This is a genomic window from Bacillus fonticola (assembly GCF_012955605.1).
Lineage (GTDB): Bacteria > Bacillota > Bacilli > Bacillales > JC228 > Bacillus_CG > Bacillus_CG fonticola.
Genome location: NZ_CP052135.1, coordinates 1 through 20,765 on the forward strand (window position 1 = coordinate 1; position 20,765 = coordinate 20,765).

Annotated in this window: 11 protein-coding genes, 2 tRNA genes and 3 rRNA genes; 15 read left to right on the top strand and 1 reads right to left on the bottom strand. The window is 45.1% G+C overall.

The window, feature by feature from the left end; genetic code table 11:
* The 13 genes from dnaA (at position 1) to rrf (ending at position 16,215) form a co-directional block, all read left to right on the top strand.
* Complete coding sequence (gene dnaA, locus HHK01_RS00005) at positions 1-1,356, top strand: chromosomal replication initiator protein DnaA (protein ID WP_170005852.1); 1,356 nt, start codon at positions 1-3, stop codon at positions 1,354-1,356.
* Positions 1,357-1,709: 353 nt separating this feature from the next.
* Complete coding sequence (gene dnaN / locus HHK01_RS00010; protein ID WP_170005853.1) at positions 1,710-2,843, top strand: DNA polymerase III subunit beta; 1,134 nt, start codon at positions 1,710-1,712, stop codon at positions 2,841-2,843.
* Between the two features lie 130 nt (positions 2,844-2,973).
* The gene (gene yaaA / locus HHK01_RS00015; protein ID WP_170005854.1) at positions 2,974-3,195 is read left to right on the top strand and encodes a S4 domain-containing protein YaaA; all 222 of its coding nucleotides are present in this window, start codon (positions 2,974-2,976) and stop codon (positions 3,193-3,195) included.
* A 14-nt stretch (positions 3,196-3,209) separates the two neighbouring features.
* Positions 3,210-4,325, top strand: a complete 1,116-nt coding sequence (recF, locus tag HHK01_RS00020) for a DNA replication/repair protein RecF (RefSeq protein ID WP_170005855.1) — start codon at positions 3,210-3,212, stop codon at positions 4,323-4,325.
* Positions 4,326-4,407: 82 nt separating this feature from the next.
* On the top strand, positions 4,408-4,650 hold the full coding sequence (gene remB / locus HHK01_RS00025) for an extracellular matrix regulator RemB (RefSeq protein WP_170005856.1): 243 nt from the start codon (positions 4,408-4,410) through the stop codon (positions 4,648-4,650).
* Between the two features lie 11 nt (positions 4,651-4,661).
* Complete coding sequence (gene gyrB, locus HHK01_RS00030) at positions 4,662-6,584, top strand: DNA topoisomerase (ATP-hydrolyzing) subunit B (protein ID WP_170005857.1); 1,923 nt, start codon at positions 4,662-4,664, stop codon at positions 6,582-6,584.
* 146 nt (positions 6,585-6,730) lie between these two features.
* Positions 6,731-9,220, top strand: a complete 2,490-nt coding sequence (gene gyrA / locus HHK01_RS00035) for a DNA gyrase subunit A (RefSeq protein WP_170005858.1) — start codon at positions 6,731-6,733, stop codon at positions 9,218-9,220.
* 334 nt (positions 9,221-9,554) lie between these two features.
* Positions 9,555-10,667, top strand: coding sequence for an HD-GYP domain-containing protein (locus HHK01_RS00040; RefSeq protein ID WP_170005859.1), 1,113 nt, complete (start codon positions 9,555-9,557; stop codon positions 10,665-10,667).
* A 292-nt stretch (positions 10,668-10,959) separates the two neighbouring features.
* Positions 10,960-12,510, top strand: a 16S ribosomal RNA gene (locus HHK01_RS00045).
* A gap of 114 nt (positions 12,511-12,624) precedes the next feature.
* Positions 12,625-12,701 (top strand) — tRNA-Ile (locus HHK01_RS00050).
* A gap of 34 nt (positions 12,702-12,735) precedes the next feature.
* Positions 12,736-12,811 (top strand) — tRNA-Ala (locus HHK01_RS00055).
* Between the two features lie 191 nt (positions 12,812-13,002).
* A 23S ribosomal RNA gene (locus HHK01_RS00060) occupies positions 13,003-15,927 on the top strand.
* 171 nt (positions 15,928-16,098) lie between these two features.
* A 5S ribosomal RNA gene (gene rrf, locus HHK01_RS00065) occupies positions 16,099-16,215 on the top strand.
* Together the 16S, 23S and 5S rRNA genes with 2 tRNA genes alongside form the textbook arrangement of a ribosomal RNA operon.
* Positions 16,216-16,624: 409 nt before the next feature.
* Here the strand turns inward: rrf and HHK01_RS00070 are convergent.
* Entirely contained in the window at positions 16,625-17,587 is a 963-nt protein-coding gene (locus HHK01_RS00070) for a YaaC family protein (RefSeq protein ID WP_170005860.1), read from the bottom strand.
* 112 nt (positions 17,588-17,699) lie between these two features.
* Here HHK01_RS00070 and guaB point away from each other — a divergent pair, with 112 nt between their 5' ends.
* Together guaB and HHK01_RS00080 are read left to right on the top strand one after the other, a co-directional pair.
* On the top strand, positions 17,700-19,166 hold the full coding sequence (guaB, locus tag HHK01_RS00075) for an IMP dehydrogenase (RefSeq protein WP_170005861.1): 1,467 nt from the start codon (positions 17,700-17,702) through the stop codon (positions 19,164-19,166).
* Positions 19,167-19,323: 157 nt separating this feature from the next.
* Positions 19,324-20,619, top strand: coding sequence for a D-alanyl-D-alanine carboxypeptidase family protein (locus HHK01_RS00080; RefSeq protein WP_170005862.1), 1,296 nt, complete (start codon positions 19,324-19,326; stop codon positions 20,617-20,619).
* Positions 20,620-20,765: the final 146 nt, after the last annotated feature.

Genomic DNA, 20,765 nt, shown 5'->3' on the forward strand with positions numbered 1-20,765 from the left:
ATGGATAATTTGGAAGAACTGTGGGGTCAAGTGTTAGCTAAGATTCAGAAGAAAATCAGCAAACCAAGCTTTGAAACGTGGCTTAAATTTACAAAAGGATACTCCATTCATGAAACCCATATTGTTGTAGAAGCACCTAACGAGTTTGCTAGAGATTGGCTTGATGGACATTATACAGGCATGATCGGTAATATTATCCAAGAACTGACTGGAGAAGTCCTAGATGTGAAGTTTATTATTCCACAAACAGAAAAAGAGACAGATACCGATATCACTCTACCGCCGAAAAAGGTGAAAAAACCAATGAAAACCTCAGCTCAATCAGAACATCCAAGGCATATGCTCAACAATAAATATATATTTGATACGTTCGTCATTGGCTCTGGTAACCGCTTTGCCCACGCCGCGTCTTTAGCCGTAGCAGAAGCACCAGCAAAAGCATACAACCCGCTATTCATTTATGGAGGAGTAGGTTTAGGAAAAACGCACTTAATGCATGCAATCGGCCATTACGTACTCGAGCATAAGCGAGACGCAAAAGTCGTTTACCTATCTTCAGAGAAGTTTACCAATGAATTTATTAACTCAATTCGTGACAACAAAACTGTCGAATTCCGTAATAAATATCGGAATGTGGACGTGCTGCTAATAGATGATATTCAGTTCCTTGCTGGAAAAGAACAAACCCAAGAGGAATTTTTCCATACGTTTAACACACTGCATGATGAAAGCAAGCAAATTGTGATTTCAAGTGACCGTCCGCCTAAGGAGATTCCAACATTAGAAGACCGGCTACGATCAAGATTTGAATGGGGACTTATTACTGATATCACCCCGCCAGACTTAGAAACACGGATCGCCATCCTTCGCAAAAAGGCAAAGGCTGAAGGACTTGATATTCCAAATGAGGTTATGCTCTATATTGCTAACCAAATTGACTCCAATATTCGAGAGTTAGAGGGGGCGCTTATTCGCGTTGTAGCGTATTCTTCTCTTATCAATAAAGATATAAATCCAGATCTTGCTGCAGAAGCATTAAAGGACATCATTCCTAGTGCAAAACCAAAAGTCATTACGATTGCGGATATTCAACGTATTGTCGGGGAATTCTTTACTGTTAAACTAGAAGATTTTGTCGCGAAAAAACGCACAAAATCAGTAGCGTATCCTCGACAGATTGCTATGTACCTATCGAGAGAGATGACAGACTTTTCTTTGCCAAAGATAGGTGAAGAATTTGGTGGACGAGATCACACAACAGTGATTCACGCACACGAAAAGATCTCTAGGCTACTCAATACAGACACGCAATTACAAAAACAAATTCAAAACATACGTGATCAACTGTCCGGATAACCATTGTGCACAGTGTGAATAACACGCGGAAAAAAGTGCGGACTTACGCACAGACTGTCCACATGTGAATAACTCTATGGCGCTGCCTTTTTTTGAGATATCCACATTTCCACAGTGCCTACTAGTACTTTTACTATATTTTTAAACCATATTATTAAAGTTTTATTCGAAATAAGGACAATGAATTCTGCGAAAGTTTTGAGGAGCGAAAATCTCGAGGACCGGAATTTTTGAGCGATTTTCTTAAAAATGATACAAATTAATAACCTGAAGAATTCAGTACTAATACAATCAGGCGCATAGGCAACGAATGCGAGCGTTTCTCAAATGCCTGACAAGTGGGGGCAAAGAACATGAGAGTGTCCATTGACCGGAAACAGCTACAGGAAAACGTGCAAGATGTAATGAAAGCTGTCTCTTCTCGCACAACCATTCCTATTTTGACAGGTATTAAAATGGTTGTGACAGAAGAAGGCGTGACGTTAACTGGAAGTGATTCTGATATTTCCATTGAGACGTTTTTACCTCGTGAGGATGAAGAACGGACGTATATTGACATAGAGGAGCCAGGAAGTATTGTATTTCCTGCAGCCTATTTCAGCGAAATCGTTAAAAAACTTCCAGAACAAGACGTAGAAATATACGTACAAAATGGAACGCAAATCTTAATTCAATCTGGAAACGCACAATTCCGATTAAACGGTTTAGATGCTGATGAATATCCTCGTCTACCGAAAATTGAAGAGCAGGATACATTTTCTTTGCCAACCAATATACTCCGTATGCTCATTCGTCAAACTGTATTCGCTGTGTCTACTTCTGAAACTCGCCCTGTTCTCACAGGGGTTAACTGGAAGATCGGAAATGGTAGCCTAACAAGTGTCGCGACGGATAGTCACCGTCTGGCATTCCGTGATGTGCAATTAGAAACAGGTGATGCATCTTTTAGTGCGGTTATTCCAGGTAAAAGTTTGAATGAATTAAATAAAATTATAGATGACACCCAAGAAGAGGTAGAAGTTCTGATCACAGCAAACCATATTTTGTTCCGCTCGGAGAATCTACTGTTTCTGTCCCGGCTGCTGGAAGGAAATTATCCTGATACATCAAGACTAATCCCTACAGAAATCAAGACAGAAGTATCTGTAAGTACAAAAGCATTCTTACAAGCAATTGACCGAGCGTCTTTATTTGCACGAAACGATCGTAACCACGTCGTGAAGTTATCCACACTGGAAAATAAAAATTTAGAACTATCTTCTGATAGTCCAGAGATTGGGAAAGTAGTAGAAAAAATTGAAACGAATGCATTCGAAGGAGAAGATTTGAAAATCTCTTTCAGTGCAAAATATATGATGGAAGCATTAAAAGCGATGGAGGGTAGCAATGTCCGTATTCAATTTACGGGTGCTATGAGGCCATTTGTCATTCGTAGCGATGAAGAGGAGCAGTTCATGCAACTCATCACACCAGTACGTACATTCTAAAAGTCCAGCTTATGAAAAGGGGGATCTCGACAGGGGTTCTCCTTTTTGTTTTTGGTTATCGAGTGTCTTTGCGTAAAGCATCTAATGTTTAGTACAATGGAGGGTAGGAACGAAAAGGTGCGTGAGGATATTGGAAAAAATACCCATAGAAACAGAATACATTACCCTCGGTCAGTTGTTGCAACTTGCTGAAGTGATTCAGTCTGGAGGACAAGCAAAGATTTTTTTGCAAGAATTCCAGGTGTTTGTAAATGGAGAAGCGGAGGAGCGACGAGGGCGAAAATGCCGTCCTGGTGATGCAATCGAAATTCCAAGTTGGGAACGCTCTTTTGAAGTATCAGCTCGAACGTAAAGGAAGTCGAAGCGATGTTTATTGAAGAGCTAAGCTTGCGAAACTACCGAAACTACGAAAATGTCTCGCTATCGTTTCGCAATAAAGTAAATGTCTTAATCGGGGAAAATGCTCAAGGAAAAACCAATGTCATGGAGTCCATTTACGTTCTAGCTATGGCAAAATCTCATCGAACGTCTACGGATAAAGATTTAATTCAATGGGACAAAGAGTATGCTAAAATAAAAGGGACTATCCAAAAAAAAGAAGATCGTATACCAATGGAACTTGTGCTTAGCAAAAAGGGGAAAAAAGCGAAAGTTAATCACCTAGAGCAAGCAAAGCTGAGTCGTTATGTTGGGCACTTTAATGTCGTCATGTTTGCCCCAGAAGATCTCACCATCGTAAAAGGGAGTCCACAAGTGCGTAGAAGATTTTTAGATATGGAACTTGGCCAAGTGTCACCTATCTATCTACACACTTTGGGGCAATATATGAAGGTGTTACAACAACGCAACTCACTCCTAAAAAAATACGGAAGACAACCGAGTAAACTGGAAGAAATGTATGATGTCTACACAGAGCAACTCGTACAATGTGCAGTTCCTATTATGGCGAAACGTTTTCAGTTTATACGTTTATTAGAAACTTGGGCCGCTCCTATTCATGCTGGCATCACACGCGATAAAGAAGCGTTACGAATCTTCTACAAACCCAGTGTGGATGTATCAGCGGAATCAGATTTGACGATGATAGAAGCAGCATTAAGAGAAACGTTTGTAAAAAAAAGAGAACGAGAATGGGAACGTGGCGTAACGCTAGCAGGTCCGCATCGAGACGACCTTACCTTTTCGATTAATGATCGGGATGTTCAAACGTTTGGTTCACAAGGGCAGCAACGCACCACAGCTCTATCAGTAAAGCTGGCTGAAATCGAGTTAATCCATGGAGAAATTGGGGAATATCCAGTGTTGCTTTTGGATGATGTGTTGTCAGAACTTGATGATCACAGACAGTCTCATCTTCTTCATACCATCCAAGGGAAAGTCCAGACATTTGTGACGACAACGAGCACTGAAGGCATTCATCATGAAACATTAGAAGAAGCAGAAACGTTTCATGTTCACCAAGGGAAAGTAACGAAAACTTAATGTCTGTTTTCAAATATAGGCACAGTCAGGTTTTAAGCATGGTCAGGCGCATTTACACAGCCTGACTGTTAGAGGTGATGAGATGTATGTACACGTAAGTGATCAAGCCATTGTAAGGGCCAAGGACATTATCGCCATTATCGACATCGCATCTGCGGAACTGTGCACTGATTTTTTGCAGGCGAACGAACGAAGTGTTGTACACAGTAGAAGACAGAATGCGAAGAGTATGGTCATCACAGAGCAGACTATCTATTTTTCTTCCTATTCCTCAGCAAATATTAAGAAAAAAGTACTAGTCGGATCAGTTGGAAAGAGCAGGTGAAAAGAATGACTATGGAAGAAAAGCAAAATCAAGAGCCTGTTTATGATGAGAACCAAATACAGGTACTGGAAGGGCTCGAGGCCGTTCGAAAACGTCCAGGCATGTACATTGGGACAACGAGTGCAAAAGGCTTGCACCATCTAGTATGGGAAATTGTAGATAATAGTATTGACGAAGCATTGGCAGGGTACTGCTCAACTATTTCGATCACCATTGAAGAGGACAACTCTATTACTGTTCAAGACAATGGGCGAGGAATACCGGTGGGAATTCAAGAAAAAATGGGTAGACCTGCAGTAGAAGTAATCATGACGGTTTTACACGCAGGCGGAAAGTTTGGCGGTGGAGGCTATAAAGTATCAGGTGGATTGCATGGAGTGGGTGCATCCGTCGTAAACGCACTGTCTACGATGTTAGAAGTCACTGTACATCTAGGTGGGAAACAGTATTACCAACGTTACCACAGAGGAGTACCTGAAAAAGACTTAGAAGTCATCGGTACGACAGATGTAACTGGAACCGTTACGCACTTCAAACCAGATCCTGAGATTTTCACGGAAACGGTCGAATATGACTTTGAAATTCTCGCAAATCGACTTAGGGAGCTCGCTTTTCTTAACAGAGGTGTTGAAATCCTACTCTACGACAAGCGTGGAGAGGGTAAAGACGTTCGCTATCATTACGAGGGCGGTATTAAATCGTACGTTGAACATATTAACCGATCCAAAGAAGCCTTGCACGAAGAGCCGATTTACATGGAAGGCGATAAGGACGGGGTTTCTGTAGAAGTAGCTCTACAATATAACGATGGATACACGAGTAATATCTACTCGTTTGCCAACAATATTCACACATATGAAGGCGGTACCCACGAGTTCGGTTTTAAAACAGCCCTAACGCGTGTGATTAATGACTATGCACGCAAAAATAACTTGTTTAAAGAGGCGGATCCGAACTTGATCGGAGAGGATGTACGCGAAGGGTTGACAGCTATTGTCTCGATCAAGCACCCAGACCCACAGTTTGAAGGTCAAACGAAAACAAAACTCGGAAATTCAGAGACACGCGCTATTACAGACTCGGTCTTTGCAGATGCTTTTGAAACCTTTATGTACGAAAATCCAATTGTTGCTCGAAAAATTGTTGAAAAGGGTTTGACTGCATCTCGTGCCCGTGTCGCAGCAAAAAAGGCACGTGAACTGACACGGCGAAAATCTGCATTAGAAGTATCAAGTCTTCCAGGAAAACTGGCAGATTGCTCATCTAGAGATCCAAAAATCAGCGAGCTTTATGTAGTAGAGGGAGATTCAGCCGGAGGATCAGCTAAACAAGGGCGAGATCGACATTTCCAAGCTATTCTGCCCCTACGTGGAAAAATTATTAACGTGGAAAAAGCACGGTTGGATAAAATTCTCTCCAACAATGAGGTGCGGGCAATCATCACAGCCCTCGGTACAGGTATTGGAGAAGATTTTGATATTTCCAGAGCGCGCTATCACAAAATCGTTATTATGACAGATGCCGATGTCGATGGGGCTCACATTCGCACACTCTTGCTTACATTCTTTTATCGATACATGCGTCAAATTATTGAGGCCGGATTTGTCTACATTGCACAACCGCCACTCTACAAGATTCAACAAGGCAAACGTATTGAATACGCCTACAACGATAAAGAGATGGAGCAGATTTTATTAGAGATGCCGAAACAACCGAAACCGGCACTTCAGCGTTACAAAGGTCTAGGGGAAATGAACGCAGGGCAACTATGGGACACCACGATGGATCCAGAAACGCGTACGCTGCTTCAAGTGGATTTAAAGGACGCGATCGAGGCGGATGAAACCTTTGAAATCTTGATGGGTGACCGCGTTGAACCCCGACGTCAATTCATCGAAGAGAATGCCTTGTACGTTCAAAACCTAGACATCTAAGGCAGTACCCTTTAACAAACAGTAATGCAGTCACTATTCTTAGGCAGGGGTCTACACTTAACGCCCCTGTTCTTTTCCTTTTTTTACACACGTGAGTTTGTGAAAAATGTTAGCTCATGGAAGCTTGTTTTGAAGGAGGAACACACATGGCGGATATACCGAGTTCAAATGTACGTGGGATTAACATAAGCCAAGAGATGCGTACATCGTTTTTAGATTATGCGATGAGTGTCATCGTGCAGCGTGCGTTACCGGATGTACGCGATGGCTTGAAACCAGTTCATCGCCGCATTTTGTATGCAATGAATGATCTTGGTATGACGGCAGATAAGGCGTACAAAAAGTCAGCGAGGATCGTTGGAGAAGTTATCGGGAAATATCACCCACATGGAGACTCAGCTGTGTACGACACGATGGTGCGTATGGCACAAGATTTTAACTATCGCTACATGCTCGTAGATGGTCACGGGAACTTTGGTTCTGTTGACGGTGATGCTGCTGCAGCAATGCGTTACACCGAAGCGAAAATGTCGAAGATTTCGATGGAACTTATCCGGGACATTCAAAAAGACACGATTGATTACCAAGATAACTACGATGGTGCGGAAAGAGAACCAGTCGTACTACCTGCAAGGTTCCCAAATTTGCTCGTGAATGGATCGTCTGGTATCGCTGTCGGCATGGCAACAAATATCCCGCCTCACCAACTTGGTGAAGTAATTGATGGTGTTTTAGCACTGAGTGCACAGCCGGATATTACGATCGAGGAGCTCATGGAATACATTCCAGGACCTGACTTTCCGACAGCAGGGATTATTTTAGGACGGAGTGGGATTCGTAAGGCGTACCAAACCGGTCGTGGTTCGATTACCATACGTGCGCGTGTAGAGATTGAAGAAAAAGCGAACGGAAAGCAAACGATTCTCGTACACGAACTTCCGTACCAAGTAAATAAAGCAAAGCTCATTGAAAAAATTGCAGAGCTAGTCAGAGACAAAAAGATTGATGGCATAACCGATTTGCGAGATGAATCGGATCGGAATGGAATGCGTATGGTCATTGAAGTGCGCAAAGATGCCAATGCTAACGTGCTACTCAATAACTTGTACAAGCAAACAGCTTTGCAAACGAGCTTTGGAATAAACACACTTGCTCTTGTGGATGGCCAGCCAAAAGTATTGAACTTAAAACAGGCTTTAATTCATTATCTGGATCACCAAAAAGTCGTCATTCGTAGACGAACACAGTTTGAACTGCGTAAAGCTGAGGCGCGTGCCCACATTTTAGAAGGGTTGCGCATTGCTCTCGACCACTTGGATGAAGTCATTACGCTTATTCGAGAGTCACAAACAGCCGACATCGCCCGTAATGGATTGATAGAACGCTTTGGTCTCTCTGAGAAACAGGCACAGGCTATTTTAGATATGCGCTTGCAACGTTTGACTGGTTTGGAGCGCGAGAAAATTGAAGATGAGTATAACGAGTTAGTGAAATTGATTGCCGAGCTTAAAGATATCCTTGATAATGAGGAAAAAGTTTTAGAAATCATTCGGGATGAGCTCACAGAAATAAAAGAGCGATTTAACGATAAGCGTAGAACTGAAATTGCGATAACCGGTTTCGAACATATCGAAGACGAGGACCTTATACCTGAGGAACAAATCGTTGTGACACTTACACACAATGGCTACATTAAACGACTCCCAGCTACTACGTACCGATCTCAAAAAAGAGGCGGCCGAGGGATTCAAGGAATGGGAACGAATGAAGATGACTTTGTTGAACATCTACTCACCACATCGACACACGATACGCTCCTTTTCTTTACAAATAAAGGAAAAGTGTATCGTTCAAAAGGATATGAGGTTCCAGAGTACTCAAGGACGGCAAAAGGAATTCCAATTATCAACTTACTGGAAGTGGAAAAAGGGGAGTGGGTGAACGCGATCATCCCAATCCGTGAATTCACGGATGATTGGTACTTATTCTTTACCACGAGACAAGGTGTGTCTAAACGTTCATCACTTTCTTCGTTTGCCAACATTCGTACTTCGGGACTCATCGCGATTTCGTTGCGTGAGCAGGATGAACTGATCTCCGTGAAACTGACAAACGGGGAGCGGGAAATTATTATTGGTACGAAGCAAGGGATGCTCATACGCTTCCCGGAACATGCAGTCCGCTCGATGGGAAGAACGGCAGCAGGAGTGAAAGGCATCAATCTCGGAAAAGATGATGAAGTCGTCGGAATGGAAATTTTAGAAGAAGATGATGACGTATTAATCGTTACGAGAAAAGGATACGGTAAGCGAACGAAGGAAACTGAATACCGTAGACAAAATCGAGGCGGTAAAGGAATTAAAACATGTAACATTACAGACAAAAACGGGCAGCTTGTCGGTATGAAAGCGGTCAAAGGTGATGAAGATCTCATGGTCATCACGGCGAGCGGGGTTTTGATCCGTATGTCTACCGAGGATATTTCCCAAACGGGTCGTAATACGCAAGGTGTAAAACTCATTCGCCTAAATGGGGAAGAAGACCATGTAGCTACCATCGCACGGGTTGCAAAAGATGAAGAAGAAGTAGAAGAAGTAGAAGAAACTTTGGAAGAAGCAACAGATTTGAATGAATAACAAGGCAACTGGAGTAGATGCGACACACTGCATCTGCTCCAGTTTTTTATTCTTGTGGAAAAGGGGCGGAGTTACGCAGACTCCTGAAATCGTGTTAATTGTCTCATTGGAGAACAACTTTGGATGCTTACTCCCTAAATTATTTGGAGCTCCACTCGCACCGCCTTCATCGCAACTCGACTGCTTTGTGACCAGTTTCCGTGCATGGTTAAGTACTCAGCGCTCATGAATGTTTTCTTATGGTGCTCATTTTCCTTAAGATAGAAGACATTTTGTCGATATAGAAAGGAAGATGTTCGTATCGAGAAATTTTCAGCGTAGGTGGGTGTGTGCTATGAAGCTAAGACGAGAACAAGTAGAGATCGGTTACATCTTACAGCGAGATATTATGGGAACGACTAAACCACTTATAACAAAGGGGACCGTATTCAAAGAGATTCACTTAGAGGTACTCCGTTCTTTTGCAGTGGAAGAAGTAACAGTAGAAAATACAAAGGAAGATGGCTCTCCTATTCATCCACAAAACGAGAATCCTCCCACCAATAAAGAAAAGCAACGTGAGCAAGAACAACTTGTACAAAAAGAGTTACTCGTACCAGCAACATTTGAAGAGAAATACGAAGCAGCAGTAATGGCGATACGAAAAGAGTTTAAAAGTTGGCAATCTGGTGCACCGATCCAGGTATCCGCTGTTCGTATGCTTCTTTACCCTATTTTAGAAGATAAAGAAATTACAGCACAGCACGTTTTACAAATCCCCACGTACTCTACCGAGGAAGATTACCTCTTTCACCATGGGGTAGCCTGTGCCTTTATTTGCGCTTATATTGCAAAGCAGCTCCACTACGCAAAAGGCGAGATCATGCAAGTAGGAATGGCTGCGATTTTATCTGACTGCGGAATGGCAAAGCTAGATCAACACTTATTAATGAAAAAGGGAACCTACAATGAGACTGAGCGACAGGAGATGCAACAACACCCAACCTATAGCTACCGTATGGTGCAAAGTCTAACTACTGTTTCAGATTCTGTGAAAGTTGCCATACTCCAACATCATGAACGCATTAATGGAAGTGGATATCCATTCGGAGAAAATGGAGCTCGGATTCATCGGTTTGCTAAAATTATTGGAGTAGCCGATATTTATCATGCTATGACTTCTCAACGCAAGCACCAAAAAAGACAGTCACCTTATGCTGTATTAGAAGAGATTCGCCATAAACAATTTGGGCAATTCGATTTGCAGGTTGTCGACGTTCTACTAAAAACGATTAGTTCTTTCTCGGTAGGAAGCAAAGTCGAATTAACAGATGGAAGACGCGGAGAGATCGTATTCATAGATGAGCAGAATCCTACGAAACCAATGGTAAGGCTGGAACAATCAGAGGAAATCATCCCGTTATCGAAAGTAAGAGGTGTCCATATACAAGAAGTCATCTCATTTTAATTCCTATAAGGATAGCAGTCATTCTCCTTCTATTTTTCGCCTATCCTTATTTTTTAAAGAAAGTTATTGACACCTAGAGTTAAAGATGATAAATTATAAAAGTCGCCGATGAGAACAAGCGATGTTTTGGACCCACACGATGCGGGTCAGAAAGGCGTTGCGACAGGACGTCGCGCACTTAGCCTTTCCTCCTTGAACATTGAAAACTGAACACAAACCTGCTAGTAAGACCAAATCCAAATGGATACGGTCGTCGTTGATTTTAAAGTAAGACAGTTAAGAGCTTTCTCTTTTTATGGAGAGTTTGATCTTGGCTCAGGACGAACGCTGGCGGCGTGCCTAATACATGCAAGTCGAGCGGACTTTAGGGAGCTTGCTCCCTAAAGTTAGCGGCGGACGGGTGAGTAACACGTGGGTAACCTGCCTGTAAGACTGGGATAACTCCGGGAAACCGGGGCTAATACCGGATGACCCTTCGGATCGCATGATCTGAAGGTAAAAGGTGGCTTCGGCTATCACTTACAGATGGACCCGCGGCGCATTAGCTAGTTGGTGAGGTAGTGGCTCACCAAGGCAACGATGCGTAGCCGACCTGAGAGGGTGATCGGCCACACTGGGACTGAGACACGGCCCAGACTCCTACGGGAGGCAGCAGTAGGGAATCTTCCGCAATGGACGAAAGTCTGACGGAGCAACGCCGCGTGAGTGAAGAAGGTTTTCGGATCGTAAAGCTCTGTTGTAAGGGAAGAACAAGTACCGTTCAAATAGGGCGGTACCTTGACGGTACCTTACCAGAAAGCCACGGCTAACTACGTGCCAGCAGCCGCGGTAATACGTAGGTGGCAAGCGTTGTCCGGAATTATTGGGCGTAAAGCGCGCGCAGGCGGTCCTTTAAGTCTGATGTGAAAGCCCACGGCTCAACCGTGGAGGGTCATTGGAAACTGGAGGACTTGAGTGCAGAAGAGGAGAGCGGAATTCCACGTGTAGCGGTGAAATGCGTAGATATGTGGAGGAACACCAGTGGCGAAGGCGGCTCTCTGGTCTGTAACTGACGCTGAGGCGCGAAAGCGTGGGGAGCGAACAGGATTAGATACCCTGGTAGTCCACGCCGTAAACGATGAGTGCTAAGTGTTAGAGGGTTTCCGCCCTTTAGTGCTGCAGCAAACGCATTAAGCACTCCGCCTGGGGAGTACGGCCGCAAGGCTGAAACTCAAAAGAATTGACGGGGGCCCGCACAAGCGGTGGAGCATGTGGTTTAATTCGAAGCAACGCGAAGAACCTTACCAGGTCTTGACATCCTCTGCTACCTCTAGAGATAGAGGGTTCCCCTTCGGGGGACAGAGTGACAGGTGGTGCATGGTTGTCGTCAGCTCGTGTCGTGAGATGTTGGGTTAAGTCCCGCAACGAGCGCAACCCTTGATCTTAGTTGCCAGCATTCAGTTGGGCACTCTAAGGTGACTGCCGGTGACAAACCGGAGGAAGGTGGGGATGACGTCAAATCATCATGCCCCTTATGACCTGGGCTACACACGTGCTACAATGGGTGGAACAAAGGGTCGCAAAGCCGCGAGGCTGAGCCAATCCCACAAATCCACTCTCAGTTCGGATTGTAGGCTGCAACTCGCCTACATGAAGCCGGAATCGCTAGTAATCGCGGATCAGCATGCCGCGGTGAATACGTTCCCGGGCCTTGTACACACCGCCCGTCACACCACGAGAGTTTGTAACACCCGAAGTCGGTGAGGTAACCTTTTGGGGCCAGCCGCCGAAGGTGGGACAGATGATTGGGGTGAAGTCGTAACAAGGTAGCCGTATCGGAAGGTGCGGCTGGATCACCTCCTTTCTAAGGAAAACTCGTCACTTAGGTGACGATACAAAACGACGCTAGCAGCGAACTTGTGTTCAGTTTTGAAGGTTCAACAACCTTCAAAACGGTTTTTTGTTTTGTGAAGAAAAGGGGCCTATAGCTCAGCTGGTTAGAGCGCACGCCTGATAAGCGTGAGGTCGGTGGTTCGAGTCCACTTAGGCCCACCATCTCTTTACTTTTATAAACATTCTTATAATTACTGGGGCCTTAGCTCAGCTGGGAGAGCGCCTGCTTTGCACGCAGGAGGTCAGCGGTTCGATCCCGCTAGGCTCCACCAATCTGTTCCTTGAAAACTAGATCATACGCAAACGACATCTTTTTAGGCCCACACGATGTGGGTCAGAAAGGCATTGCGACACGACGTCGCGATATGAGCCTTTTATCAAAAAAAAGAACACCGAGTCGTAGTTCAATCACCAACAGTTGGTGTTGTTTTATTCGCAGACAACGCAAGCCAACTTATTTTTAAGAGAAGTTAGTAAGGGCGCACGGTGAATGCCTTGGTACTAGGAGCCGATGAAGGACGGGACGAACACCGATATGCTTCGGGGAGCTGTAAGTAAGCTTTGATCCGGAGATTTCCGAATGGGGAAACCCACTGCCCGTAATGGGGTAGTATTCTTACCTGAATACATAGGGTAAGAAAGGCAGACCCGGGGAACTGAAACATCTTAGTACCCGGAGGAAGAGAAAGCAAATGCGATTCCCTGAGTAGCGGCGAGCGAAACGGGAACAGCCCAAACCAAGAGGCTTGCCTCTTGGGGTTGTAGGACACTCTATACGGAGTTACAAAGGAACAGGGTAGACGAAGCGATCTGGAAAGGTCCGTCAAAGAAGGTAACAACCCTGTAGTTAAAATCCTGTTCCCTCCAGAGTGGATCCTGAGTACGGCGAGACACGAGAAATCTCGTCGGAATCCGGGAGGACCATCTCCCAAGGCTAAATACTCCCTAGTAACCGATAGTGAACCAGTACCGTGAGGGAAAGGTGAAAAGCACCCCTGGCGGGGAGTGAAAAAGATCCTGAAACCGTGTGCTTACAAGTAGTCAGAGCCCGTTAAAGGGTGATGGCGTGCCTTTTGTAGAATGAACCGGCGAGTTACGATTTCATGCAAGGTTAAGCTGATAAAGTGGAGCCGCAGCGAAAGCGAGTCTGAATAGGGCGAATGAGTATGAGGTCGTAGACCCGAAACCAGGTGATCTACCCATGTCCAGGGTGAAGGTAAGGTAACACTTACTGGAGGCCCGAACCCACGCACGTTGAAAAGTGCGGGGATGAGGTGTGGGTAGGGGTGAAATGCCAATCGAACCTGGAGATAGCTGGTTCTCTCCGAAATAGCTTTAGGGCTAGCCTCAAGTAAGAGAGTCTTGGAGGTAGAGCACTGTTTGGACTAGGGGCCCTCATCGGGTTACCGAATTCAGACAAACTCCGAATGCCAATGACTTGTTTCTTGGGAGTCAGACTGCGAGTGATAAGATCCGTAGTCAAGAGGGAAACAGCCCAGACCGCCAGCTAAGGTCCCAAAGTATACGTTAAGTGGAAAAGGATGTGGAGTTGCTTAGACAACCAGGATGTTGGCTTAGAAGCAGCCACCATTGAAAGAGTGCGTAATAGCTCACTGGTCGAGTGACTCTGCGCCGAAAATGTATCGGGGCTAAACGTATCACCGAAGCTGCGGATTCCGTAAGGAATGGTAGGAGAGCGTTCTAAGGGCTGAGAAGCAAGATCGTAAGGACTTGTGGAGCGCTTAGAAGTGAGAATGCCGGTATGAGTAGCGAAAGAAGGGTGAGAATCCCTTCCACCGAATGCCTAAGGTTTCCTGAGGAAGGCTCGTCCGCTCAGGGTAAGTCGGGACCTAAGCCGAGGCCGAAAGGCGTAGGCGATGGACAACAGGTTGAAATTCCTGTACCACCTCACTTCCGTTTGAGCAATGGGGGGACGCAGGAGGATAGGGTAAGCGCGCTATTGGATGCGCGTCCAAATCGTAAGGCTGAAGGGTAGGCAAATCCGCCCTTCACAGAAGGCTGAGCGATGATGGCGAGGGAAATAAAGTACCGAAGTTCCTGATTTCACACTGCCAAGAAAAGCCTCTAGCGAGGAAGCAGGTGCCCGTACCGCAAACCGACACAGGTAGGCGAGGAGAGAATCCTAAGGTGATCGAGAGAACTCTCGTTAAGGAACTCGGCAAAATGACCCCGTAACTTCGGGAGAAGGGGTGCTCTTCTGGGTGAATAGCCCGGAGGAGCCGCAGTGAATAGGCCCAGGCGACTGTTTAGCAAAAACACAGGTCTCTGCGAAGCCGTAAGGCGAAGTATAGGGGCTGACGCCTGCCCGGTGCTGGAAGGTTAAGAGGAGAGGTTAGCTTACGCGAAGCTTTGAATCGAAGCCCCAGTAAACGGCGGCCGTAACTATAACGGTCCTAAGGTAGCGAAATTCCTTGTCGGGTAAGTTCCGACCCGCACGAAAGGCGCAACGATCTGGGCACTGTCTCAACGAGAGACTCGGTGAAATTATAGTACCTGTGAAGATGCAGGTTACCCGCGACAGGACGGAAAGACCCCGTGGAGCTTTACTGTAGCCTGATATTGAATTTTGGTACAGCTTGTACAGGATAGGTAGGAGCCTATGAAACGTGAGCGCTAGCTTACGTGGAGGCGTCGGTGGGATACTACCCTGGCTGTATTGAACTTCTAACCCACGCCCCTCATCGGGGCGGGAGACAGTGTCAGGTGGGCAGTTTGACTGGGGCGGTCGCCTCCTAAAGAGTAACGGAGGCGCCCAAAGGTTCCCTCAGAATGGTTGGAAATCATTCGTAGAGTGTAAAGGCACAAGGGAGCTTGACTGCGAGACCTACAAGTCGAGCAGGGTCGAAAGACGGGCTTAGTGATCCGGTGGTTCCGCATGGAAGGGCCATCGCTCAACGGATAAAAGCTACCCCGGGGATAACAGGCTTATCTCCCCCAAGAGTCCACATCGACGGGGAGGTTTGGCACCTCGATGTCGGCTCATCGCATCCTGGGGCTGTAGTCGGTCCCAAGGGTTGGGCTGTTCGCCCATTAAAGCGGTACGCGAGCTGGGTTCAGAACGTCGTGAGACAGTTCGGTCCCTATCCGTCGTGGGCGTAGGAAATTTGAGAGGAGCTGTCCTTAGTACGAGAGGACCGGGATGGACGCACCGCTGGTGTACCAGTTGTCTTGCCAAAGGCATCGCTGGGTAGCTACGTGCGGACGGGATAAGTGCTGAAAGCATCTAAGCATGAAGCCCCCCTCAAGATGAGATTTCCCATTGCCTAGCAAGTAAGATCCCTGGAAGATGACCAGGTAGATAGGTCTGAGGTGGAAGCACGGTGACGTGTGGAGCTGACAGATACTAATCGATCGAGGACTTCTCTAACGATTTAAACTCGGTAGTCGTGAACCGTATGATCTAGTTTTGAAGGAATAGAACCTTCAGTATGTCTAAACATATTGAAGAAAGTACCTTCACCACCTTGTAATATGCAGGGCGAGGGTTTCGAGAAGCAAGCTGACGCAGAGATGCGCCGCTTATCGGAAGCCGCAGCAATTTGGTGATGATGGCGAAGAGGCTACACCCGTTCCCATCCCGAACACGGAAGTTAAGCTCTTCAGCGCCGATGGTAATTGGGGGCTGTCCCCCTGTGAGAGTAGGACATCGCCAAGCGAATGCGAAGAAAAAGGTGAGTTCCCCGCAGACTGTGATTTGTTTAGAACGCGGGGGACAGCCAACTCGGCGGAAGGCATGTTAAGAACGCGCCGTCCATGGCGCAACACATGCACACCAACGTCCTGTTGGCGTGAGAGTAGGACATCGCCAAACAACTGAGAAGGACCCAAAAAGGGTTCTTTTTTTTTTTTTTGAGAAAAACGTCTTCAATAACTACAGTTCCTGCGTGTCCAGATGCAAAGCAAGGAACCTCTGCTAAACGCACGCCGTCCATGGCGTAAAACATGCACACTCACGTCCTGTGAGCGTGAGAGTAGGACGCTTCCAAGTAATATAAAAAAGCTGCTTCACGTTAGTGCGGGAGACAGCTTTTTATTTCTTAATAGTAATCAATCGAAATTGAGTGTCATGACCCGCGGATGTCATGAACTTTAGTACCTAGCCAATTTGAAATAAGGTGGTTGATTTTCTTAGTAGCGACAGCAATGTATTCTGTTAGTAGACCGTATTCGTTTCCTTGTCGGTAGTGGAGTGTTTCAAGCCACCATTCTGTTTCGTATCTGCTGATCATACTAAGATTGTAGAGAATGAGGTAATGAATAAGCAGATCTGGTACTGTTGTCCATTTACTTAGCTGAGATGGGAGCGACCAGTGTTGTGATGCAGCGCTATAGCGTAATGGGAGCATTTTTTCCTCATTTTTCGGGGGAATCATGTGAGTGTGTATGAGATGATCTCCGTTTTTCTCCCAAGAAGAAAAAAGTGAATTTTTCTCTTTCATAAATTGATTAAATCGAGTTGTCGTCATGTGATAAGTATCAAGTACTTTGTCAGAAAGAACCCATCCGTTATTTGATTGACAGTCGAAACGAATTGGTTCTCCATTATAAAAGGTAAACGCTTCATTCATTTCTGGCACCTCTTGTAGAAGAGTGAGCATAGAAACTTTTTCCCCCTCAAGAAATTGTTTCACGTGAAACATGTTGGTTGCTGCGTGCATAAAGAGTCCGTTTCGCTGAATCTTCACTTCGTCTTTTAGAAATGTATATTGTTGTTTTTTTCTTTTTCTTGATGTGACACCGTGGGCAAGTACAGTGGTTGTCTCTGGATATAAAGGGTCTATAGTCAGAAGGCATGCCTTTAAATGTTGAACTAATCCGTAAAAGAGTAGGGTTGGTTTAATTTGGTTAGGGGTGTGTTCAGCGTTGTCTAAATAAATGCTTCCTTGTTCAAGGTAATACATGAACGGTGTGCAATTATTAAAAGCATGTTTTTGATCCATATGAATACGTTCGTAAGCGGATGCTAAGAAGGAACGGGCAAACTCCGCACTCTGGAATAAATGAAGGTCATTAAGTTGATATTTCATTGGTGCCAGCTCCTAAATGGAATTTTGAAAAGTTTGTCTTATCTCTCTTGTATTGACATAGTCTTGTCCAGTTGGTAACCTACTACTAATATTTTTCGGGGAGGCGTAGTGTATGTGGGAATCTAAGTTCCAAAAAGAGGGAATTACCTTTGATGATGTGTTGCTTGTACCCGCTCGTTCTGATGTATTGCCACGTGATGTAAGTTTGCAAGTACAGCTTGCAGAAAAGGTGAAGCTAAACGTCCCGATGATTAGTGCCGGTATGGACACGGTAACAGAAGCTGAAATGGCAATAGGAATGGCTCGCCAAGGTGGACTAGGTATTATTCATAAAAATATGTCGATTGAGCAGCAAGCTGAGCAAGTGGATCGGGTTAAGCGATCAGAAAACGGAGTGATAACAGATCCATTTTTTTTAACGCCCGAGCATCAAGTTTTTGACGCCGAGCATCTCATGGGTAAATATCGCATTTCAGGTGTCCCTATTGTGAACAACGAAGAAGACCAGACTTTGGTCGGAATTCTCACTAACCGTGATCTACGCTTTATTCAAGATTATTCAATCTCTATAGCAGAGGTTATGACACAAGAAGATCTCGTCACTGCCCCTGTCTCAACCACTGTTCAGGAAGCAGAGAAAATTCTTCAACAATACAAAATTGAAAAGCTCCCACTCGTCGATGATCAAGGTCGCTTAAAAGGGCTTATCACGATTAAAGATATTGAAAAAGTTATTGAATTCCCGAATGCCGCAAAGGATGAACATGGCAGATTGCTTGTCGGAGCAGCTGTAGGAGTAACACAAGATACAATGAAACGAATTGAACTACTCGTGAAGGCAAGTGTCGATTGCTTAGTGGTAGATACAGCACACGGGCATTCTGCAGGGGTTTTGGATATGGTCAGACAAATCCGTGAAGCGTATCCTGAACTTACAATTATCGCAGGGAATGTGGCGACTGCAGAAGGCACTCGCGCTTTGTATGAAGCAGGAGCGGACGTAGTCAAAGTAGGCGTTGGCCCTGGTTCTATTTGTACTACACGTGTCGTTGCTGGTGTCGGTGTTCCACAAATTACAGCGATTTATGATTGCGCTACGGAAGCGCGCAAGCATGGAAAAGCGATCATTGCTGATGGAGGCATCAAATACTCTGGTGATATCGTGAAGGCACTTGCTGCAGGTGGTCATGCCGTTATGCTAGGTAGTCTCTTAGCAGGTACTTCAGAAAGTCCTGGTGAGACAGAAATTTACCAAGGTCGCAGGTTCAAAGTGTATCGTGGTATGGGATCTGTAGGTGCTATGGAGCGTGGGTCTAAAGATCGGTATTTCCAAGAGGATAATAAAAAGTTTGTTCCTGAAGGGATTGAAGGGCGCGTTCCATATAAAGGGCCACTCAAAGATACGATTTACCAGCTTGTAGGGGGTATTCGGTCTGGTATGGGTTATTGTGGTGCTGAATCTCTCTTAAAACTCCGTGAAGAGGCGCAATTTATTCGGATGACAGGGAATGGACTACGTGAAAGCCATCCACACGATATTCAAATTACAAAAGAATCACCGAACTATTCACTATCCTAGAACACATTGATACGGTGAGTGTACAACTCGTGTTTTTACGAAAATCGTGACATTTTACACAGGTAGACAGTGCGACTTGCGCTGTCTATTTTTTTAGGGGAGCTTGTGGTAAACTGGAGAAAGTGTTTTGACAAGTTATGAAAACGGAGGGCGCACCATGAAGCAATATAAAATGATATCATTTACGGCGATTCTTTCCTTTGTTCTATTTTTGGGGGCAGTTGTTTCTTCCATTAACTCAACAGTTATTGCCGCGGAAACAGATATAACACCTAATGCGGAAGCTGCGATTTTGCTGGACGGTGAAACTGGACAAGTTCTTTATGAAAAGAATGCTGACACCGCGCTTGGTGTGGCAAGTATGGCAAAAATGATGACCGAGTATTTAGTCTTGGAAGCAATCGAAGAAGGTAGAATTTCTTGGGACCAGGATGTTTTAATTAATGAATATATTTATAATTTGTCCCGCGCCCCTGGGTTGTCAAATGTGGGGCTAACACAAGGAGAAGCGTATACAGTTGAAGAGCTATACAGAGCGATGGCCATCTTCTCAGGGAACGCCGCGACTGTTGCCTTAGCAGAAGTTGTAGCAGGAACCGAAACCGAGTTCGTTAAGCAAATGAACGACAAAGCGGCTGAACTTGGTTTAGAAGATTATAAATTTGTCAATTCAACTGGGTTAAATAATAGTAGTTTACTAGGGCAGTACCCTGAAGGAACCGGTGAAAATGAAGAGAACGTCATGAGTGCAAGAGACACGGCTAAATTAGCCTACCGCTTATTACAAGACTACCCAGAGGTCCTGGATACGGCGAGTGTGTCCCGTTTAGAATTCCGGGATGGCCGATCGTACCCGAACTTCAACTGGATGCTTCCGGGACTCATCTATGAGTATGAAGGTGTAGATGGACTGAAAACGGGATCCACTGAATTTGCTGGTTATGGATTTACAGCCACAGCAGAACGAGACGGACAGCGGTTCATTTCTGTTGTCATGAAAACAGCTTCTCAGGAAGAACGCTTTTCGGAGACTAGAGCGCTTTTGAATTATGCATTTTCTTCCTACAGTGAACAAGAAGTACTTGAAGACGGATTTGTTCCAGAGCAAGATTCGATTACTGTAGAAAAAGGGAAGGAAGCTGAGATCGCGATCGCAGGAGAAGGAAGCTTGAATCTCCTTTTAGAAAGTGGCGAAGCTGAAAATTACAAACCAGTCGTTGTCCTTGATGAAGAATCATTAACAGCTCCAGTGGAAGCTGGTCAACAAGTAGGAACAATTGAACTACAGTATACAGGTGAGGGTTCGAGTGGGTTTATTGATGGGGATGACAAGATGACGGTCCCGCTTGTGACACAAGGATCGGTGGAAAAAGCAAATTGGTTTGTGCTGATGTTCCGAGGTATTGGTGACTTTTTCGCCGGACTATGGGGAACTGTAATCGGTTGGTTCTAATTCCTTTTATGAAGCGAATCAATCTTGTAGGAAAAGAGAGGTTTTTCGTGCTACAATAAGAGCACGAAACAACCTCTCTTTTTTCGGATAATACATATTCTTTTACGAAACGATAAGAAGAGAAGAGCACCTGAAGGGGTTGAACT